General features: G+C 51.1%; 19 protein-coding genes. 18 read left to right on the forward strand and 1 reads right to left on the reverse strand.

Going from position 1 to position 17646, the window contains the following annotated elements:
- Nucleotides 1–12: 12 nt before the first annotated feature.
- The 4 genes from qcrB (at nucleotide 13) to AC0LWM_RS13100 (ending at nucleotide 3276) form a co-directional block, all read left to right on the forward strand.
- Nucleotides 13–684 (forward strand): menaquinol-cytochrome c reductase cytochrome b subunit, encoded by a 672-nt coding sequence (gene qcrB, locus AC0LWM_RS13085; RefSeq protein WP_474675383.1) that lies wholly within the window; start codon nucleotides 13–15, stop codon nucleotides 682–684.
- A gap of 19 nt (nucleotides 685–703) precedes the next feature.
- Nucleotides 704–1588 (forward strand): menaquinol-cytochrome c reductase cytochrome b/c subunit, encoded by an 885-nt coding sequence (locus AC0LWM_RS13090; protein WP_474675384.1) that lies wholly within the window; start codon nucleotides 704–706, stop codon nucleotides 1586–1588.
- 65 nt (nucleotides 1589–1653) lie between these two features.
- A complete protein-coding gene (locus tag AC0LWM_RS13095; RefSeq protein WP_474675385.1) occupies nucleotides 1654–2292 on the forward strand; it encodes a DUF1405 domain-containing protein in 639 nt (212 codons plus the stop codon).
- 78 nt (nucleotides 2293–2370) lie between these two features.
- Nucleotides 2371–3276, forward strand: a complete 906-nt coding sequence (locus tag AC0LWM_RS13100) for a sporulation protein YpjB (protein WP_474675386.1) — start codon at nucleotides 2371–2373, stop codon at nucleotides 3274–3276.
- Nucleotides 3277–3290: 14 nt separating this feature from the next.
- Here AC0LWM_RS13100 and AC0LWM_RS13105 read toward each other — a convergent pair whose 3' ends face one another.
- Nucleotides 3291–4160: a YitT family protein gene (locus AC0LWM_RS13105; RefSeq protein ID WP_474675387.1), complete on the reverse strand. Its 870-nt coding sequence runs from the start codon at nucleotides 4158–4160 to the stop codon at nucleotides 3291–3293.
- Nucleotides 4161–4317: 157 nt separating this feature from the next.
- Between AC0LWM_RS13105 and AC0LWM_RS13110 the strand changes: the two genes are divergently transcribed.
- The 14 genes from AC0LWM_RS13110 to AC0LWM_RS13175 all read left to right on the forward strand — a co-directional run bounded on the left by AC0LWM_RS13110 (nucleotide 4318) and on the right by AC0LWM_RS13175 (nucleotide 17506).
- The gene (locus tag AC0LWM_RS13110; protein ID WP_474675388.1) at nucleotides 4318–4656 is read left to right on the forward strand and encodes a nucleotide pyrophosphohydrolase; all 339 of its coding nucleotides are present in this window, start codon (nucleotides 4318–4320) and stop codon (nucleotides 4654–4656) included.
- A gap of 62 nt (nucleotides 4657–4718) precedes the next feature.
- Nucleotides 4719–5234, forward strand: coding sequence for a tetratricopeptide repeat protein (locus AC0LWM_RS13115; RefSeq protein ID WP_474675389.1), 516 nt, complete (start codon nucleotides 4719–4721; stop codon nucleotides 5232–5234).
- A gap of 23 nt (nucleotides 5235–5257) precedes the next feature.
- Complete coding sequence (gene dapB / locus AC0LWM_RS13120; protein ID WP_474675390.1) at nucleotides 5258–6061, forward strand: 4-hydroxy-tetrahydrodipicolinate reductase; 804 nt, start codon at nucleotides 5258–5260, stop codon at nucleotides 6059–6061.
- A 28-nt stretch (nucleotides 6062–6089) separates the two neighbouring features.
- Nucleotides 6090–6509, forward strand: a complete 420-nt coding sequence (gene mgsA, locus AC0LWM_RS13125) for a methylglyoxal synthase (protein ID WP_474675391.1) — start codon at nucleotides 6090–6092, stop codon at nucleotides 6507–6509.
- Nucleotides 6509–7201: a bacillithiol biosynthesis deacetylase BshB1 gene (gene bshB1 / locus AC0LWM_RS13130; RefSeq protein WP_474675392.1), complete on the forward strand. Its 693-nt coding sequence runs from the start codon at nucleotides 6509–6511 to the stop codon at nucleotides 7199–7201. Before mgsA ends, bshB1 begins: the two co-directional genes overlap by 1 nt.
- 73 nt (nucleotides 7202–7274) lie before the next feature.
- Nucleotides 7275–8435, forward strand: a complete 1161-nt coding sequence (gene bshA, locus AC0LWM_RS13135; protein ID WP_474675393.1) for an N-acetyl-alpha-D-glucosaminyl L-malate synthase BshA — start codon at nucleotides 7275–7277, stop codon at nucleotides 8433–8435.
- Between the two features lie 30 nt (nucleotides 8436–8465).
- Complete coding sequence (locus AC0LWM_RS13140) at nucleotides 8466–9758, forward strand: CCA tRNA nucleotidyltransferase (RefSeq protein ID WP_474675394.1); 1293 nt, start codon at nucleotides 8466–8468, stop codon at nucleotides 9756–9758.
- Nucleotides 9755–10735 (forward strand): biotin--[acetyl-CoA-carboxylase] ligase, encoded by a 981-nt coding sequence (locus AC0LWM_RS13145; protein ID WP_474675395.1) that lies wholly within the window; start codon nucleotides 9755–9757, stop codon nucleotides 10733–10735. Before AC0LWM_RS13140 ends, AC0LWM_RS13145 begins: the two co-directional genes overlap by 4 nt.
- Nucleotides 10736–11029: 294 nt before the next feature.
- Nucleotides 11030–11914 carry a 3-methyl-2-oxobutanoate hydroxymethyltransferase gene (panB, locus tag AC0LWM_RS13150; RefSeq protein WP_474675396.1) on the forward strand — a complete coding sequence of 295 codons (885 nt, stop codon included), beginning with the start codon at nucleotides 11030–11032 and terminating at the stop codon, nucleotides 11912–11914.
- Entirely contained in the window at nucleotides 11911–12798 is an 888-nt protein-coding gene (gene panC, locus AC0LWM_RS13155) for a pantoate--beta-alanine ligase (protein WP_474675397.1), read from the forward strand. Before panB ends, panC begins: the two co-directional genes overlap by 4 nt.
- A gap of 15 nt (nucleotides 12799–12813) precedes the next feature.
- Nucleotides 12814–13197, forward strand: a complete 384-nt coding sequence (gene panD, locus AC0LWM_RS13160) for an aspartate 1-decarboxylase (RefSeq protein WP_474675398.1) — start codon at nucleotides 12814–12816, stop codon at nucleotides 13195–13197.
- A 127-nt stretch (nucleotides 13198–13324) separates the two neighbouring features.
- Nucleotides 13325–13996 carry a tetratricopeptide repeat protein gene (locus tag AC0LWM_RS13165; protein WP_474675399.1) on the forward strand — a complete coding sequence of 224 codons (672 nt, stop codon included), beginning with the start codon at nucleotides 13325–13327 and terminating at the stop codon, nucleotides 13994–13996.
- A 13-nt stretch (nucleotides 13997–14009) separates the two neighbouring features.
- Nucleotides 14010–16880, forward strand: a complete 2871-nt coding sequence (dinG, locus tag AC0LWM_RS13170; protein WP_474675400.1) for an ATP-dependent DNA helicase DinG — start codon at nucleotides 14010–14012, stop codon at nucleotides 16878–16880.
- Complete coding sequence (locus AC0LWM_RS13175) at nucleotides 16877–17506, forward strand: redox-sensing transcriptional repressor Rex (protein WP_474675401.1); 630 nt, start codon at nucleotides 16877–16879, stop codon at nucleotides 17504–17506. The genes dinG and AC0LWM_RS13175 overlap by 4 nt, the downstream gene beginning before the upstream one ends.
- Nucleotides 17507–17646 lie beyond the last annotated feature (140 nt).

Here is a 17646-nt window from a genome sequence, read left to right on the forward strand (position 1 = left end):
GCGTAAAGTCGGATGTTTAAAAGTGTCTATAACTGGATTGACGAACGTCTTGATATAACGCCGATGTGGAGAGATGTCGCAGACCACGAAGTTCCTGAACACGTTAACCCTGCGCATCACTTTTCCGCATTTGTTTATTGCTTCGGCGGCTTGACGTTTTTTATCACGGTTATTCAAATTTTGTCAGGCATGTTCCTGACAATGTACTACGTCCCCGACATTATTAACGCTTACGCGAGCGTCGACTACTTGCAGCATCAAGTAGCTTTCGGTTCGATCGTGCGCGGCATGCACCACTGGGGAGCGAGCTTGGTTATCGTTATGATGTTCCTACATACCTTGCGCGTGTTTTTCACAGGTTCTTACAAAGCACCGCGTGAGATGAACTGGGTTGTCGGGATGTTGATTTTCTTCGTCATGCTGGGTCTCGGACTTACCGGGTACTTGCTGCCGTGGGATAACAAAGCTTATTTTGCTACAAAAGTTACGATGGAGATCGTTAACTCCGTTCCGATTATCGGTTCGTATTTGAAGGAATTGGCGCAGGGCGGTACGATCGTAGGCGCTCAGACGCTTACACGCTTCTTCGCGATTCACGTGTTCTTCCTGCCAGCAGGCTTGCTTGCCTTGCTAGGGGCGCATTTCTTTATGATCCGCAGACAAGGCATTTCGGGACCGCTATAACAGAAGGGAGGGGCATTTCATGGCGCATGGCCACAAGTCGAACGAAAAGGTTGTTTTTGTAGGGGATTCGCGTGTGCGCAAGAAAGATACTACCAACCGTCCGATCCCACCCGATTATACGGCGTTTCCCGGTAAATCTGAAGCGTTCATTCCGAACTTCCTGCTTAAAGAGTGGATGGTAGGTGCTGTCGTACTCGTCGGGTTTCTCGTCCTGACGATTGCCGAAGCTGCTCCGCTCGGTTATCCGGCAGATCCGACGAATACGGCGTTTATTCCGATGCCGGACTGGTACTTCTTGTTCATGTATCAATTGCTGAAATACCCATATACGTCCAATGCTTACGTTGTAATGGGTACGGTCGCGGTACCTGGCGTCATGTTCGGTGCGTTGATGCTGGCTCCGTTTCTCGATACGGGCAAAGAAAGACGTTTCTACAGACGTCCGGTTGCTTCCGCATTGATGTTCCTGGGCTTGCTGTCCGTTATCTACTTGACGAAGGTATCTTGGGCTCATTATCAAGAAGAGCTAGCCATCAAAAACATGGTTCCAGAGCATATCGAGCGTGAGGAAAAAGCCCGCGAAGCCGCTGAGAAAGGCCAACCGGCTCCGAGCAAGAACAAGAACCAAGAAATTGCTCTTGTCGCTCCTGACGATCCGGCCAAAGAACTGATGAAAACCGCAACTTGCTTATCCTGTCATGGTGACAACCTGAAAGGCGGCAACGGTTTCCCATCGCTTCGCGGTATCGGGGACACGTTAACGAAAGACGATATTCTTGGAATTATCCACAATGGACGCGGCGGAATGCCTCCTATGGCAGAAACGGCCAAAGGCAAAGGGTTAACCGATGCCGATATCGAAAAAATCGCCGATTGGTTGTCCAAACAAAAGAAAGCACAATAATGCAACTTACCAAAACCTGATCGCAAGTGCGGTCAGGTTTTTTGCAAGAGGAGGAACGTAAGTCCATGTCGTTAGCTTACTTTTGGAGCAAGTCGTTTTTAACGAGCAGATGGATGCTGTGGAGTTTGTTTTGGGTTAACTTGTTGGGAACGTTTTACGGTTACATTTGGTATGGAAATCAGCTCGAATATACGCTGAACAACAATCCGCTATGGCAGATCGTATTTGTGCCGGACAGCCCGACGGCGTCTTTGTTTTTTACCGTTTCGATTTTATATTTGTTAGTTCGGAAGGACGAGCCTTCGGGTAAAAAATCATTTTTTCGCGGTCTGATGGAGGCGCTTGCCGTCGTCACGTCGGTCAAATACGGCATTTGGGCGGTTGTCATGATTTTTGCGGAAGCGTCATTGGGTGATACGCTCGTTTGGCAGGATTGGATGCTAGTGGTTTCGCATCTTGGAATGGCGGTGGAGGCGTTGTTGTTCGCCAGGTTTTTCACTTACGGGTATTTGGCGACCGGCGTCGCGGCCATCTGGACGATTTGCAACGATTTTGTCGATTACCAATACGGCGTATATCCCACGTTGTCTTCGGCATTGGTGGAACGCTTGCCTCAAGTCGAATTGTTTACGGTACTGTTGTCCGTATTCAGCATCGTATGCGCTTATTCGGCCATTTGGCTGACGCGAAGAACGAAGGTCTAAAAGCTGGAATCCCTCCATATGTTAGGTACAAGCAGATCTTGTACTTTTCATCAGCTTATGAAGCAGGAGGGATTTTTTATGTTTTCAATGCGGTATTGCGTGCGACTTGGGAAGTTCGCTTGCGCGGCGATGATTTTGGCGGGAATGTGGGGGACAAGCAGCACGGTACGTGCGGAAGCGGCGCAACCTGTATCTGAGATCGTTCTTACAGAAGCTCCTGTCCAAGAGACCGATGCGCGGAACTCGATAACGAGATTAAATGAAACGGCGGATTCCATGTACCGGAATGTCGCCGGTGGAAATATATTCGAAGCGAGAAAACAACTTTCTCAGATGGAGAAAATCATTGAAACGACCGGCTTTGACGGGTTAACGGTAGAGGGCATCGAAGCGTTGACGTCAAGTATCGTCGACGCCAAGCGAGCCTTTAATTCTTTAACGTTGCCTCATGAACAAGCAGTTCTTGCAGCGGCTAGGATAAGGCTTGCAACCGATGCTGTGGCGCATCCGAAAAACCCGATGTGGCTGCAGTACTACAAAATCGTTACGGATGATCTGGACCGAATTGCCGATTCCGTTAACCGTCATGATGCGAACAAATCCAAGTTGGCGCTTCAGGATCTAAAACAGCATATTTCGGTCATCCGACCGGCCCTGCTTATTAATCGCGCTCCCTATCAAGTGGAGATGGTGGATTCTTTTTTGATATTTCTACAGTCTCAGCTGTCCACCATACCGGTTCAAGCCCAGACCGTCGACTCCGGGATCAAACGGTTTAAAGCCGTTGTGAACGATTTGTTCATGAAAAAGGAAGCGCCTGTTTACTTGCCGGTCGTTCCAAACAACAATCCGTGGATCGGATCCATCTGGATCGGACTTGCAATCATAACCGCATTAACCTACGTCGGCTGGAAAAAATACCGTGCTGAACGCGACTATACCCGGGTCCGACGGGAGCCCGGGCATCTGGACAAAAAGCAATAGGAGAAAGGGACACGTTATTCCTCTCGAAATCCCTCGCCAAGAACATCGTGCACTTCATTTATAATGATAAAAGCGCGAGAATCAATCGATCGTACCAACGTTTTCAGCCGTCGCATCTCGTGTCGGTATACGACGCAATAAACGACTTCCTTCGCTTTTTTGGAATAAGCGCCCGTCGCGGGTATGAGCGTGACGCCGCGATCCATTTCCTTCGTAATGACATCGGCGATTTGCGGTCCGAGATCTGTGATGATCGTAAACGCTTTGGCTGCGTATGCGCCTTCCTGAATGAAATCGATCATCTTCGAGGCGATAAACACCGCAACAAACGTATATAAAATTTTCTCTTTCGGGATGTAGAACAAAGAGCCGCCGATTACAATGACGTCAATCGCCAGAATGACCTGTCCCATGCTCCAGCCCTTTTTTTTGTTGCAGATGCGGGCGATGATGTCCGAGCCGCCGGTCGTGCCGCCGAAACGGAAAACGAGACCAAGGCCTACTCCAAGCGTTACCCCGGCATATAAGACGGCGAGAATATAGTCGTTCTCGGCATGGAGCGGGACGACAAGTCCCCATCGAATGAGCCGCTCCATCACCCAAAGGAAAAAAGACAAGGACACGGTTCCGAAAACGGTGAGCAGAATCGCCCTTCGTCCCAGGATGCGCCATCCCAGGAAGAACAAAGGAATGTTCAATAGCAGCGTCGTATACGACGGCGGAATGCTCATTGCATAATTCAAGAGCAACGATATACCGGTTATGCCGCCTTCCATGAGCTGATTCGGTATGACGAAGTAATGCAGGCCAAATGCATAAATGGCGGTACCGATGACGATCGGAATAAAAGTACGAAGCTGCGCGGTAAAAATACTGGTGTTCATGCCGATCCCCCTGTTATGAAAATAGCCGAATAAGCCCGCTCTCATTATACCGTTTTTCTTTTGTTTATCAAAAAATGATTTGTTTTCAAAGCGCCTTTACGTTAACATAGAGGTTAACACAGCCGTGTACAATTTGACTCCATAGGAAGGGATCTTCATGACCGAAAAGTCTCTTTCCGAAATGCAACGAGAAGTAGATCGTTACATTTCGCAGTATAAAGAAGGATATTTCAGCCCGCTCGCGATGCTGGCCCGGATGACGGAAGAGGTTGGCGAGCTTGCGCGAGAGGTCAATCACCAGTTCGGCGAGAAACCGAAGAAATCGACGGAGGCCGAGAATTCGATCGAGATGGAGCTGGGCGATATCTTGTTTATCGTCATTTGCTTCGCTAATTCTTTGGGCATCGATTTGACGAAAGCGCACGACCAAGTGTTACATAAGTTCAGTACGCGAGACGCCGATCGCTGGACGAAACTGGACACAGAACAACCTTAGCGTTCATATGCTATATCATCTCCTTTTCTGCAGGATTGCATGAAAGCCCCGAGGTGGTTGGTATGAACGGCGAATACTTCATCAAGAAAGCATACGAATCGATCTTAAGCAATGACTTCGAGCAGGCGATCGGTCATTTCGAGCAAGCGATTGCGCTTGAGCCGGCGAACGCTTCTTACCATTTCAAGCTGTCGGTATCGTACGCGCGCAGCAATCGGTTGTTCAAGGCGCTCGAGCATGCCGAACTCGCGATCAGGCTGGACCCGGTGCGCCAGGAATATCGCGCACACCAACAGCATTTGCAGGCCAAGCGTTGGATGCAATCGGCCGAGAAGGCGCTCCAGCAAGAACCCGCGATGCCGCATTCAGCGGTATTTGACTTGAACCGTGCGATCGAGCTCGATCCGTTATCGATCGAAGCTTATTTGCTGCTTGGCATATCGTACAGCGAGCTAGGCGATTATTTACAAGCGATACAAGCGATTCGCGAAGCTTTGAAGCTTGACCCGCAGCATGCCGCCGCGAATAAGCTCATGAACGATTATCAAACCAAATTAAAAGCTTTTTTGCACTTATAAGCGAAGGGAATAGGTGGAATACAATGACACAACGAATTCGGGTAGCAGTAGCTGGAGCAACAGGCCGGATGGGGCGGGAAGTCGTCAAGCTGGCGCTGGAAGACCCTGAGCTGGAGCTAGTCGCCGCCATCGCTTCGAGGGCGGGTGCCGTCGATGCCGGTCGTATGGTCGGCATGGATGCATGCGGCATAATGGTACAAAACGATTTGGAGCTGGCGCTCGTCGAGAGCAAGCCGGATGTGCTCGTTGATTTTACGACGCCGCATTCCGTATATGCGAACACGATGATCGCGATTAAACATAAAGTCCGTCCCGTCATCGGTACGACAGGATTTACGCCGGAGCAAATCGAAGAGTTGGACAAGCTTTGCAAAGAGCGTGAAATCGGCGGATTGATCGCGCCGAACTTTTCGATCGGGGCGATTCTAATGATGAAATTCGCCGCGCAAGCGTCCAAATATTTTCCCCATCTCGAAATTATCGAATATCACGGGGACCAGAAGCTGGATGCGCCGTCGGGAACGTCGATCAAGACGGCCGAGCTGATTTCGGAAGCGCGCCAGGAGCTTCGCCAAGGCAACCCGAACGAAGTCGAAACGATCGAAGGCGCGCGTGGCGGGTTATATAACGGCTTCCGCATACATAGCGTACGGCTTCCGGGCGTATTCGCCCAGCAGGAGGTCGTTTTCGGAGGCTTCGGACAAACGCTCAAAATCCGGCACGATTCGTACGATCGCGCGGGATACATGCCGGGTGTCGCCGTAGCGGTCAAGAAGGTGATGACCTACACGGGTCTTGTTTACGGTTTCGAACATTTCATCGACTAACGCAGCGTTTAGAGGAGAACAGAAAGCCATGCTAAAAATCGCATTTATCGCACACGATCGCAAAAAAGACGAAATAGTGAATTTCGTTATCGCATACGAGCACGTATTTCATGGGCACCAGCTTTATTCGACCGGGACAACGGGTTCGCGCATTATGGAGCAAACGAAGCTGAACATTCATCGTTTCATGTCCGGACCGCTCGGCGGGGATCAACAGATCGGTGCATTGGTCGCGCAAAACGAGATGGATCTCATCATTTTCCTTCGTGATCCGCTAATGGCGCAGCCTCACGAGCCGGATATTATCGCACTGCTTCGTCTTTGCGACGTGCAAGGCATTCCTGTTGCAACGAATATCGCCACCGCGGAAATTTTGGTAAAGGCTTTGGACCGCGGCGATTTTGCATGGCGTGAGCTTGTCCATAAATACAAGCCGGGTGAACAATAATGGAACTCGATATTCTTATATTCGGGGCTCATGCCGACGACGCCGAAATCGGCATGGGGGCGACGATCGCCAAGCATACCGCGGCCGGTTACCGCATAGGTATATGCGATCTGACCTATGCCGAAATGTCGTCCAACGGAACGGTCGAACGCCGAATCGGGGAAGCGGAGGACGCCTCCCGCATTCTTGGTTTAACGATGCGTTCGAATCTGAGGTTGCCGGACCGCGGCTTGTTCGTGACTCCGGAGCACATCTTAGCGATCACGCGGGAAATTCGCAAGCATCGCCCGCGCATTGTTTTTGCGCCTTATTGGCAGGACCGCCATCCGGACCATGTCATGTGCAGCAAGCTCGTGCAGGAAGCCGTTTTTAATGCGAAGCTGCGCAAATACGCTCCGGATCTGGAGCCGGTTACCGTCGAGCAGTTTTATTTTTATTTTATTAACGATTTGCACGAAGCCGATCTGATTGTAGATGTTTCGTCATGCTATGATGCCAAAATCGAGGCGCTGCGCGCGTACAGGTCGCAATTCGAACCGCCGCGCGAAGGCGCCGATTTCGTAAGGACGCCACTCAATCAAGGCTATATCGAACGTGTAGAAGCGCGAGACAAGATGCTGGGGCAAAAAAGGCTCGTTTCTTATGCCGAAGGCTTCGTAACGAAACAGCCCTATGCGGTGGAGTTGTTTTAAGAGCGGAACGCACTACCCTCGGGCGCTTACGACGCAAAATGCCCTGCATCGATTATGAGCAGGAGGTCAATCGATGAGAGACAAATTAAAGATCGGGATCACATGTTATCCCTCTCTCGGAGGCTCCGGCGTTGTCGCGACGGAGCTCGGCAAGCTGCTGGCCGAACTAGGGCATGAGGTTCATTTTATTACACACAGCATCCCGTTTCGGTTAGGCAAATTTCAGAAAAATATCTTTTACCACGAAGTCGAAGTAAACGACTACTACGTGTTCCGATACCCGCCATATGATTTGTCTTTGGCGAGCAAGATGGCTCAAGTCGCCAACATGCAGCAACTGGATTTACTGCACGTGCATTATGCCGTGCCTCATGCGGTGTGCGCCTATCTTGCCAAGAAGATGGTCGGCGATCATTTGAAGGTCGTTACAACACTTCACGGTACCGACATTACGGTACTGGCGCAGGACGAATCTCTGAGCGACTTGATTCGCCTTGGCATTAATGAAAGCGATGCGGTGACTGCCGTTTCGCAGGATTTGATCAACGAAACTCGCTCCTTGCTTTCGATCGACAAGGAGATTGATCTGACTTACAATTTCGTCGACAAACGTATTTATTATCCGAGAGATTGCAATAATCTTCGTTCGGAGTTTGCATCGCCCGATGAAAAAATATTAATGCATATTTCGAATTTCCGACCGGTGAAGCGGGTAAGCGACGTCGTCGATATTTTCGCCAAGACGAACGAGAAGATTCCATCCCGTCTGCTGCTTGTAGGTGAAGGGCCGGACTTGCCGAAGGTTCAATGCAAGATCAAGGCGATGGGCATTGAGGATCGCGTTCATTTTCTTGGGAAACAGGACGATGTGGCTCAAGTGATCTCTCTGGCGGACGTCATGCTGCTGCCGTCGGAGAAAGAAAGCTTCGGACTTGTCGCCCTAGAAGCTATGGCATGCGGCGTGCCTACGATCGGCTCGCAAGCCGGGGGCATACCGGAGCTAGTTACGCATGGCGAGACCGGATTCCTCGCACCGATCGGCGATACGTCGGCGATGGCGGATTACGCCGTTCAGCTTCTTTCGGACGAGACCTATTATGCCAACGTTTCTCAGGCTTGCCTGGATCGTGCGCGATTCAGGTTTTGCAACGATCTGATTACGGCGCAATACGAACAAATCTATTACCGTGTTTTAGGCATTCCGATGCCCGAAAGGGAAGTGAATTGCGGCTAAACCGGATTCGATCTTGACGGGGTGTGGCGGTTGAACATAGAAACGTCGATGAAGCAGGAAGCGAGGCAGGTTGTAGAACGGCTCCAATCGAATGGACATCAAGCTTATTGGGTAGGCGGCTGCGTGCGCGACATGCTGCTGGGACGGCCTGTCAAAGACATCGATATTACAACGTCCGCCCATCCCGAGGAGGTCATTCGTGTATTCGACAAAACGGTGCCGACCGGGCTCGCGCATGGCACGGTGACGGTCATTATGCCGAAACATGCTTTTGAAGTGACGACATTTCGTACCGAGTCGGCCTATGAGCTTCATCGCCGTCCGGCCAGCGTCGAATTTGTCGGCGATGTCGGCATGGATTTGGCGCGGCGCGATTTTACGATCAACGCCATGGCGATGGATGATCGTGGAGCTCTGATTGATCCGTACGGGGGACAAGAGGATATTCGCAGGAAGCGGATCCGATGCGTCGGCAACGCCGACGAGCGATTTCAAGAGGATGCGCTGCGGATGATGCGCTGCGTAAGGTTTGCGGCCAATTATGGATATGAAGCGGCTTACTCAACGTGGAAAGCATTGCTCCATCATCGCGGCCTGCTTAAGCATATTGCAATGGAACGTATCCGCAGTGAGCTGGACCGGATCATGGAAGGGCCGGACCCGGATCGGGGCATTGGCTTGCTGGAACGTAGCCGGCTCCTTCGGTATACGAAGGTTGATCTCGAGCTTCCTTCCTCAAGTTGCAAACGCACAAATTTAAAGCTGGCAGAACTGCACGAGGCAGAGCTTCGGTGGTCCTGCCTGCTTATGCATCTGAACGTGGATGCGTCTAAGGGGAAACGGCTACTCGAGCGCATGACCTTTTCCAAGACGAAGATCGTACGAATTTGCAAGCTGCTGGAGGTTCATGCATCCGTCACAGGACTAAATGAAGATCCCGAGCGGTTACAAGACGGTTGGAAGCTGATCTCCCTTCAATATGGACGAGCCCCTTTGTCGGATTGGCTCCAACTTATGCATCACGAGAACAAACATGCGCAATCTAATCTTATGCGGCATGCAAGTGAAGCCGTGAAAGCGAAAATTGCCGTGCTGCGGTCTGAGGGCGAACATTGGTTAGAAGAAGTTCAGGTACGGTCATTTCGAGAGCTTCAGGTTACGGGAGATGAATTAGTGCGGCATTTGGGCTCGGAACTTGCCGGACCCCGAGTCGGCGCCGCGCTCCGGATGCTGCTCGAGCAAGCCGCGCTTGGCCGGATCGCCAATCGGAAACAAGATTTAATCGAGTACGCTATTAAACATAGAGAGTTGATCTTTTCATGATGGAACGAATCCTTCAATTGTTCGACGAGAACCCCGATGCGTTCGTATCGGGCGAGATGTTAAGCCGCCACCTCGAATGCAGCCGGACCGCGGTTTGGAAGCATATTCAGTCATTGCGCGCCAAAGGCTACGAATTCGAAGCCGTTTCTCGCCGCGGGTACCGGCTTACTCGCAAGCCGGAGCGACTCGACATCGTATCTTTACTGTCGCGTCTCGCTACCAAAACGATGGGACGCAATATCAAGCATTTCGATTCGCTTCCTTCGACCCAGACATTGGCTCATCAATTGGCGCGCGAAGGAGCTCCGGAAGGAACGATCGTTTTGGCCGAGGTACAGACGGCGGGGCGAGGCCGAATGGGACGTGCTTGGTATTCGCCTAGCGGCAAAAGCATCTCGATGAGCATTGTGCTACGGCCGCGCTTACCGATGCATTTTATCCCGCAGCTGACGCTGCTGGCGGCGGTTGCGCTTCATCGCGCCATTCGGCAGATGATCGACGTGCAGGTCGATATCAAGTGGCCGAACGATCTGCTGATCGGCGGCAAAAAAATATCGGGCATTCTTTTGGAATCCAATGCAGAGGACGAAAGACTGGTTCACGTCATTGCGGGCATCGGAATTAGCGCGAATATTGCCGCTGAGGACTATTCCGACGAGTTGAAAGAAAAAGCGACCTCGCTGATGATCGAATCCGGTAAACGGATCGATCGCGAAGCGTTGATTTGCGCGTTTCTGCAAGAATTCGAGGTGCTTTACGAGCTATGCCATGAGCAAGGTTTCGCGCCGATTCGCACCTTGTGGGAAGCCTCCTGCGTCACGTTAGGCCGTAACGTCAGAGTCGATACTGCGGGAGGACTTGTCGAAGGCGTAGCGACGGGTTTGGATGACCACGGCGCGTTAATCGTACGCAATGCGGATGGACAATACGTCCACGTTTATTCCGGCGATGTTCAATTCCAAATCAGGAACAGTTAGCGATAGACGGCGGAGGATGATTTTGATATACTTTTGGTAACATGCGACGGATTGACGCGAGGCGATATCGGAAACGAATTGCACTTTGCGAAGATGGGCATGTTGAAAACATGTTGAATTTTTAGCTTCATATGCGCGAATGTTGCGCTAGTTGATTCTGCTCTGAGCCGAAGGGACCGAGACAGAAGGACAGCGATCCTTTTTGGTATTGGTACCCTTTTAGCGTCGGCTAAAAGGTTTTTTGTTTTTTTCTAGAAGGAAAGCAGATCTACATATGACAAGGAGGAGAACGGTATGAGCCGCATGAGTGTTACCCGGTTAAAAAAAATGAAACAGGATCGCGTGCCGATTTCTTTTATTACGGCATACGACTATCCGTCGGCGAAGCTTGCGGAAGAAGCGGGGGTTGACGTCATTCTGGTTGGCGATTCGCTCGGCAACGTCGTGCTTGGGTACGACTCGACCATTCCCGTTACGCTCGACGACATGGTATATCATACAAGAGCTGTAGCCAGAGCTTCGCAAAAAAGCTTCATCGTCGCAGACATGCCGTTTCTCACGTATCACGGGTCAGTCGATCAAACGTTAAAAAATGCGGCGCGCCTAATGCAGGAAGGCCATGCCAACGGGATCAAGATGGAAGGCGGCGCCGAAATTTGCCTGGCGGTAGATGCTTGCGTCAAAGCGGGAGTGCCGGTGATCGGCCATCTGGGCTTAACCCCGCAGTCGGTTTATCAAATCGGCGGGTACAAAGTACAGGGCAAGCATGCCGAAGACGCACAGAAGCTGCTCGAAGATGCGCTCGCACTTGAACGGGCAGGCGCTTCGGCGATTGTTCTTGAGCTTGTTACGGAAGAAGTTGCGGCTCATATTACGAGCCGGCTGTCTATTCCGACGATCGGGATCGGAGCAGGCCGAGGCTGCGATGGCCAAGTGCTGGTGTTCCACGATATTTTGCAATATGCGTCGCCGTATTTCGAGAAAAAATTCGTCAAAACTTATGCGAATATCGGAGAACAAATACGCGGCGCCATTGCCGAATATGTACGTGAGGTCAAAGAGCGTCAGTATCCCGACGAATCCCATATTTTTTCGATGGATGAAGATACGGTCGCTTCGCTTTACGGAAGCGGGGGCGGCGTCCCTACACCGGGGAAGGAAGGTACGGTTAAATCATGAACGTATTTACGACGATCCGGGAACTGCGCGAGCATTTGAATGCCCGGAGACAAGAGCGCACAGCTAGCGGCGGCCAAACGACCATCGGTTTCTTTCCCACATTGGGTTATATGCATGAGGGGCATGCAAGTTTGATCCGCCGTGCAAGAGAAGAATGTGACGTTGTCGTGATCAGCATTTTCGTCAATCCGTTGCAATTCGGACCGAATGAAGATTTTGACCGTTATCCTCGCGATATGGAACGGGATCTGGCGATTGCCGAGAAGGCGGGTGTCGACGTGGCATTCGTTCCATCCGTGGCGGAAATGTATCCGACGCCGATTCGAACGACGGTAACGGTATCCGAAGTAACGGCATCGCTATGCGGTGCATCGCGTCCGGGACATTTCGACGGCGTAGCGACCGTCGTTTCAAAGCTGCTGAATATCGTGCAGCCGAACAAAGCTTATTTCGGCATGAAAGACGCGCAGCAGGTCGCCGTCATCCAGCAGATGGTGAACGATCTGAACATCAATGTCGACATCGTTCCTTGCCCTACGCTTCGCGAGCCGGATGGCCTCGCCATGAGCTCGCGCAACGTCTATTTAAGCCCGGAGGAGCGGCAGCAAGCGGTCGTGCTATCCGAATCTCTCGTCCTTGCCAAGCAGTTGTGGCTCAATCGAGAGCGGATCACAGCTGGTCAACTGCTTGAAGCGGTTATTAACCGGCTCAAATTGGCGCCGCTGGCTGTCATCGATTATGCGGAGTTGGTTACTTTTCCCGATCTGCAGCCTGTTGATCCGTCATTGGATCGAGCGGATATCGATCAGACTCTGCTTGTGGCTCTTGCCGTCAAATTCGGGAAAACACGGCTTATCGACAATTGTCTATTACAACGATCATGACCAGGAGGTGCCGCAATGTTTAGAACAATGATGAAATCCAAAATACACCGTGCCACCGTAACGGAAGCCAATTTGAATTATGTCGGGAGCATTACGATCGACGAGGATTTAATGGATCTCGTGGACATTTGGGCGAACGAAAAGGTACAAATCGTCGACAACCATAATGGTGCGCGGCTGGAAACATACGTGATACCAGGACCACGCGGTTCCGGAGTCATTTGCCTGAACGGCGCCGCGGCACGACTTGTACAACCCGGCGACACGGTAATCATTATCGCCTACAGCATGATGACCGACGATGAGGCTCGCAGCTATAAGCCGAAGGTTGCCATCATGGGGGAAGGGAACAAAGTCATCCGCACTTTGGACGAAGAAATCCACGCCACCATCATGTAATCCGTTCAATCGCTTGTCACGCCTATGTAAACGATGGAACGGGGTATGAAATGTCCGCCTTGAACAAAGAATGAGGGTACCGACTGCGATAACCGTAATTCACTTTGCTTAAGGTGGGATGCATGCGATGTTTCAGCACTTATTCGATTCGATGAACCAGACGCTTGACAACATTATTCAGCATTACCCGACCGCAGCCGTCTCGCAGAAAAAAAAGCTGAACGAACAATTATCCGTCTTGAAATCGATGAGCGATCATGTGATCGAGCAATGGCTTTCGTTTGAGGAAAAGATGGCTCAATTTTATGAAAATGCGCCGAGTCATTCTGCGTCTCAAACAGCGGAGCCCGCGTTGAAATCGGAAATGTACGAGTACGACTCCATTGGTAAATTCGAGCAAGGCGCTTGCGACGAAAGCTTCATTAAAGGGCAAGGCTACTATAAATTGTTTATGTTTCGGCAGGCGATCGAATTGTTCGAGCAGGTCGTTCGAACCCAACCGGATTTTATCGTCGCCCGTTTATATTTGGCCATGTCTTACTTAAAGATCGGCGACGGCAACGAAGCATACCGCCATTTTAAATTCATTATTCCGATGACGGACAACGTCCGGCTAAAGGCGATTTCTTACAATGCGCTCGGCTGCATTCAAATGCTGAACCGCCATCCGGAGATGGCGGAGCATTATTTTCAGCTGGCACATAAAACCGACCCGACCTTATCGGACCCGTTGATTAATTTGGAGGTTTGTGCGTATAATCAGGGTACGCTGCAATATGGGAGCGGCTTAACGCATTAGCAGGAGTGAACCGATGAAATTTGCCGTTATCGATTTTGAAACGACAGGAAACCAACCTGCGGACGAATTGATCCAGGTTGGTCTTGTCGTTATTGATGAACAATTACAAATTAGCCGAACTTATACATCCTTCGTTAAACCGAATATCGAAATTCCCCCGTTTATTACGCAGTTGACCGGCATTTCCGCTGAAACGGTAGCCGATGCGCCAACGCTTGACGAGATGATGATGGAGCTCGTTCCGCTGCTCGAAGGAACAATCATCGTCGGACACCATGCGGTGTTCGACGTCGGCTTCCTGCAGCAGGCGCTCGACAAATGCGGATATATGCCCTATAACGGACGTGTGCTGGATACGATCGAATTTTTACGCATCTTGTATCCGTCGTTGTCGACCTATCAGTTGTCGGCGGTATGCGCGGAATTCGGCATCGAGCATGAAAGGCCGCATCAGGCGGACAGCGATGCGCTCGTCACCGCGATCATCTGGCAGCGCTGCATGGAGCGGCTCGCATCGTTGCCTTTGTTGACTTTGCAAAGGCTTTCCTACATGTTCGAAGGCGATTCCAGCGATCTTGCCTGGTTTATCCACGGCGTAAGGCAGCAGAAGGAAGTCAACACCGCAATCGATCCGGATACGGACCGTTATTTCCGCCAGTTTACGATCAAAGTGCAGGAATGGACGGAAGAAGAGCCGGCACGCGGCGACGAATTGGTTAATCCGCTTCGGGATGAGACTTTTGCCGATTTCTACGAGCAATTCAAGCAGCGGCTTCAGCAGCAGTTCGAGACCTATGAGCCTCGGGCTTCGCAGGAAGAAATGATCGGGAAAGTATTCGAATCGTTTGCCGGCAGCAACCACTTGATGGTTGAAGCGGGAACCGGCACGGGCAAATCTCTCGGTTATTTAATCCCGGCTTTGTTCTATGGTATCCAGAACGATAAAAAAGTAATCGTCAGCACGCACACGATCAACTTGCAGGAACAGCTGCGGCAACGCGATATTCCGCTGCTGGAGTCCTTGTTTCCGGTATCCTTCCGAGCTGCCGTACTGAAAGGTCGTAGCCATTACTTATGTTTGCGCAAGTTCGAGAATAAAATCAATACGAACGATTTTGTCAATCCGCGCGAGGATTTGATGACGGCGGCGCAAATGATTGTCTGGCTCGGCGAAACGACGACGGGGGACGAAGAAGAGCTGCATTTCGGACAGAAAGGCGGCGACTTCTGGGGTACGGTTGCCAGCGACACGGATTCCTGTCTGAACCGGGCTTGCCCTTGGTATAAGAAATGCTTCTATCACCGAGCTCGTCATGAAGCGAATATTTCCGATGTCATCATTACGAATCATTCTTTGTTGTTTACCGATGTAAAGGCGGAGAATCGCGTCCTGCCCGCATACGAGCAGCTTGTGATCGACGAAGCGCACCATCTGGAGGAAGTGGCGAGCAAGCATCTCGGCTTGCAGCTGCAATATTTTCAGCCCGTGAACGTGCTTCAATATTTGTACAAAGATCACCGCAGCGGCCAATTGCCCACCTTAAAATTCAAAATCGGCAAGCTGGAGCATGCGAAGACGGAAGAGCGGGTGGCGGAAATCGACCGTATCGTGCCGAAGCTGATCGCGGTCAAAGAGGAATGGGATAAGCTAACCGAGCTGTTGTACCTGCTTATGATGGAGAAAACCGATCCGTCGCAAAACGAAGGGCAATTCGTTTACCGGATTCGACCCGATCAGCCGCCGAAGGAATGGGAAACGCTGCTCGTGACGGAAGGCAACATTTATACGGAATTAACCGATAGCTTGAAATCGCTGGAACGATGGATGACGGAGCTAAAGGAAGACGACAACGATGAATTGGACATCCAAGGCCAGCTGACGAACATTAACGGTGCGGTTAACGATTTGTACCGTTTTCGCGACGGGCTTCGATTGTTCATGAAAATGAGCAATCCGAACGATGTGTATTGGATTGAAGCAAACGCCGCGTACCGCAGCAAATCGCTACATCTTTACGCAGTACCGGTCGACGTAAGCGAGCAGCTGAAAACTTATTTCTTCGAGGCGAAAGAAAGCGTCATTATGACGTCGGCTACTTTGTCCGTGCACAAGTCGTTCCAGTATGCTTGCGAGCAGCTTGGACTAAGCGGCAGCGAAAATACGGGCAAGCTGAAGACCGTTCAGCTGTCCTCGCCGTTCCAATACCGTAAGCAAGCGCTCGTCTGCATTCCGCGCGACTTCCCGAACGTGAAAGGCACGGTAGGCGACGCCCATTACATCGAAACGCTGGTGAAATCGCTGAGCGAAGTGGCGATCGAAACGAAGGGACGGATGCTCGTCTTATTTACTTCGTATAAGATGCTGAAGCAAGTCTATCAGCCGCTAAAGGACGCGCTTTCGCAGGCGGGCATCCACGTGCTCGGTCAAGGCATTGACAGCGGGAATCGCAGCAAGCTGACGAGAAGATTTCAAGAAACGGGCGCTGCCGTATTGCTTGGCACGAGCAGCTTCTGGGAAGGCGTTGACATACCGGGCGATGCGCTTACTTGTCTAGCCATCATCCGTCTTCCGTTCCAGCCGCCGAACCATCCGGTGATCGAGGCCAAGTCGGAAAACTTGCAGAAAATGAACCAAAACCCGTTTATGAAGTTATCCGTGCCGCAAGCGGTAATCCGCTTTAAGCAAGGTTTCGGGAGACTCGTTCGGACAACGCGCGACCGCGGCATCGTCATTATTTACGATACCCGTGTGATCGAAGCCTACTACGGCAAACATTTTTTATACTCCCTCCCGGGGCCAAAAATCGAACATATGCGGCTGGATCAGCTCGTGCCGCGCATTAAGCAATGGTTCGAACCGGAAGAAGAGGAGGCAACGATGTGAAGACGTTGAAAATATCGGAAGCGGTTGTGCGAAGGCTGCCGATTTACTTGCGGTTTCTGAATGAGCTGAGCATGCGGGAAGTCCAAACCGTGTCTTCGCAGGATTTGGGCGTGAAGCTGGATTTGAACCCGGCGCAAATTCGCAAGGATCTGGCGTACTTCGGCGAGTTCGGACGGAAAGGAATCGGTTACGACGTTGCGTATTTGATCGAAAAAATCCGGCAAATATTAAAGATCGACCAGCAAATCAACATCGCGCTCGTAGGCGCCGGCAACTTGGGCCATGCGCTGAGCAATTACAACGCCTACTTGCGGGACAACATGAAAATCGTCGCGATCTTCGACATCCACCCGGAAAAGTTCGGCAAACCGATTAACAACCTGCATGTCCAGCCGATGCATGAATTGAAAGAAACGATGGAACGATTCAATATTCGCATCGGCATCATTACGGTCCCAGCCGCGGCGGCGCAAGCCGTTGCGGACCAATTTGTCGAAGCGGGCGTCGAGGCGATCTTGAATTTTGCGCCGATCATTCTGAAGGTGCCGAGCGAGGTTCGCATCCATCATGCCGATTTTACGACGGAATTGCTCAGCTTAGCTTATTATTTGGAGAATGACAATTGACGATAACGAACGTGAGGAAAACCTGCTCCCAGTGATATTATCCCCTTTAAGTAGACACTCAAAAAAACCTTCATGGTATCATGGAGGTTCGAGTGACACTTGGAGGGGATCTTTCTATGGCGAAAAAGGGACAAGTATTT

It is taken from the genome of Paenibacillus sp. sgz302148 (assembly GCF_056120465.1).

What these genes read in the sequence shown, in the direction of transcription:
- qcrB (WP_474675383.1), top strand. Translation starts at nt 13, where the DNA reads ATGTTTAAAAGTGTCTATAACTGGATTGACGAACGTCTTGATATAACG.
- AC0LWM_RS13090 (WP_474675384.1), top strand. Translation starts at nt 704, where the DNA reads ATGGCGCATGGCCACAAGTCGAACGAAAAGGTTGTTTTTGTAGGGGAT.
- AC0LWM_RS13095 (WP_474675385.1), top strand. Translation starts at nt 1,654, where the DNA reads ATGTCGTTAGCTTACTTTTGGAGCAAGTCGTTTTTAACGAGCAGATGG.
- AC0LWM_RS13100 (WP_474675386.1), top strand. Translation starts at nt 2,371, where the DNA reads ATGTTTTCAATGCGGTATTGCGTGCGACTTGGGAAGTTCGCTTGCGCG.
- AC0LWM_RS13105 (WP_474675387.1), bottom strand. Translation starts at nt 4,160, where the DNA reads ATGAACACCAGTATTTTTACCGCGCAGCTTCGTACTTTTATTCCGATC.
- AC0LWM_RS13110 (WP_474675388.1), top strand. Translation starts at nt 4,318, where the DNA reads ATGACCGAAAAGTCTCTTTCCGAAATGCAACGAGAAGTAGATCGTTAC.
- AC0LWM_RS13115 (WP_474675389.1), top strand. Translation starts at nt 4,719, where the DNA reads ATGAACGGCGAATACTTCATCAAGAAAGCATACGAATCGATCTTAAGC.
- dapB (WP_474675390.1), top strand. Translation starts at nt 5,258, where the DNA reads ATGACACAACGAATTCGGGTAGCAGTAGCTGGAGCAACAGGCCGGATG.
- mgsA (WP_474675391.1), top strand. Translation starts at nt 6,090, where the DNA reads ATGCTAAAAATCGCATTTATCGCACACGATCGCAAAAAAGACGAAATA.
- bshB1 (WP_474675392.1), top strand. Translation starts at nt 6,509, where the DNA reads ATGGAACTCGATATTCTTATATTCGGGGCTCATGCCGACGACGCCGAA.
- bshA (WP_474675393.1), top strand. Translation starts at nt 7,275, where the DNA reads ATGAGAGACAAATTAAAGATCGGGATCACATGTTATCCCTCTCTCGGA.
- AC0LWM_RS13145 (WP_474675395.1), top strand. Translation starts at nt 9,755, where the DNA reads ATGATGGAACGAATCCTTCAATTGTTCGACGAGAACCCCGATGCGTTC.
- panB (WP_474675396.1), top strand. Translation starts at nt 11,030, where the DNA reads ATGAGCCGCATGAGTGTTACCCGGTTAAAAAAAATGAAACAGGATCGC.
- panC (WP_474675397.1), top strand. Translation starts at nt 11,911, where the DNA reads ATGAACGTATTTACGACGATCCGGGAACTGCGCGAGCATTTGAATGCC.
- panD (WP_474675398.1), top strand. Translation starts at nt 12,814, where the DNA reads ATGTTTAGAACAATGATGAAATCCAAAATACACCGTGCCACCGTAACG.
- AC0LWM_RS13165 (WP_474675399.1), top strand. Translation starts at nt 13,325, where the DNA reads ATGTTTCAGCACTTATTCGATTCGATGAACCAGACGCTTGACAACATT.
- dinG (WP_474675400.1), top strand. Translation starts at nt 14,010, where the DNA reads ATGAAATTTGCCGTTATCGATTTTGAAACGACAGGAAACCAACCTGCG.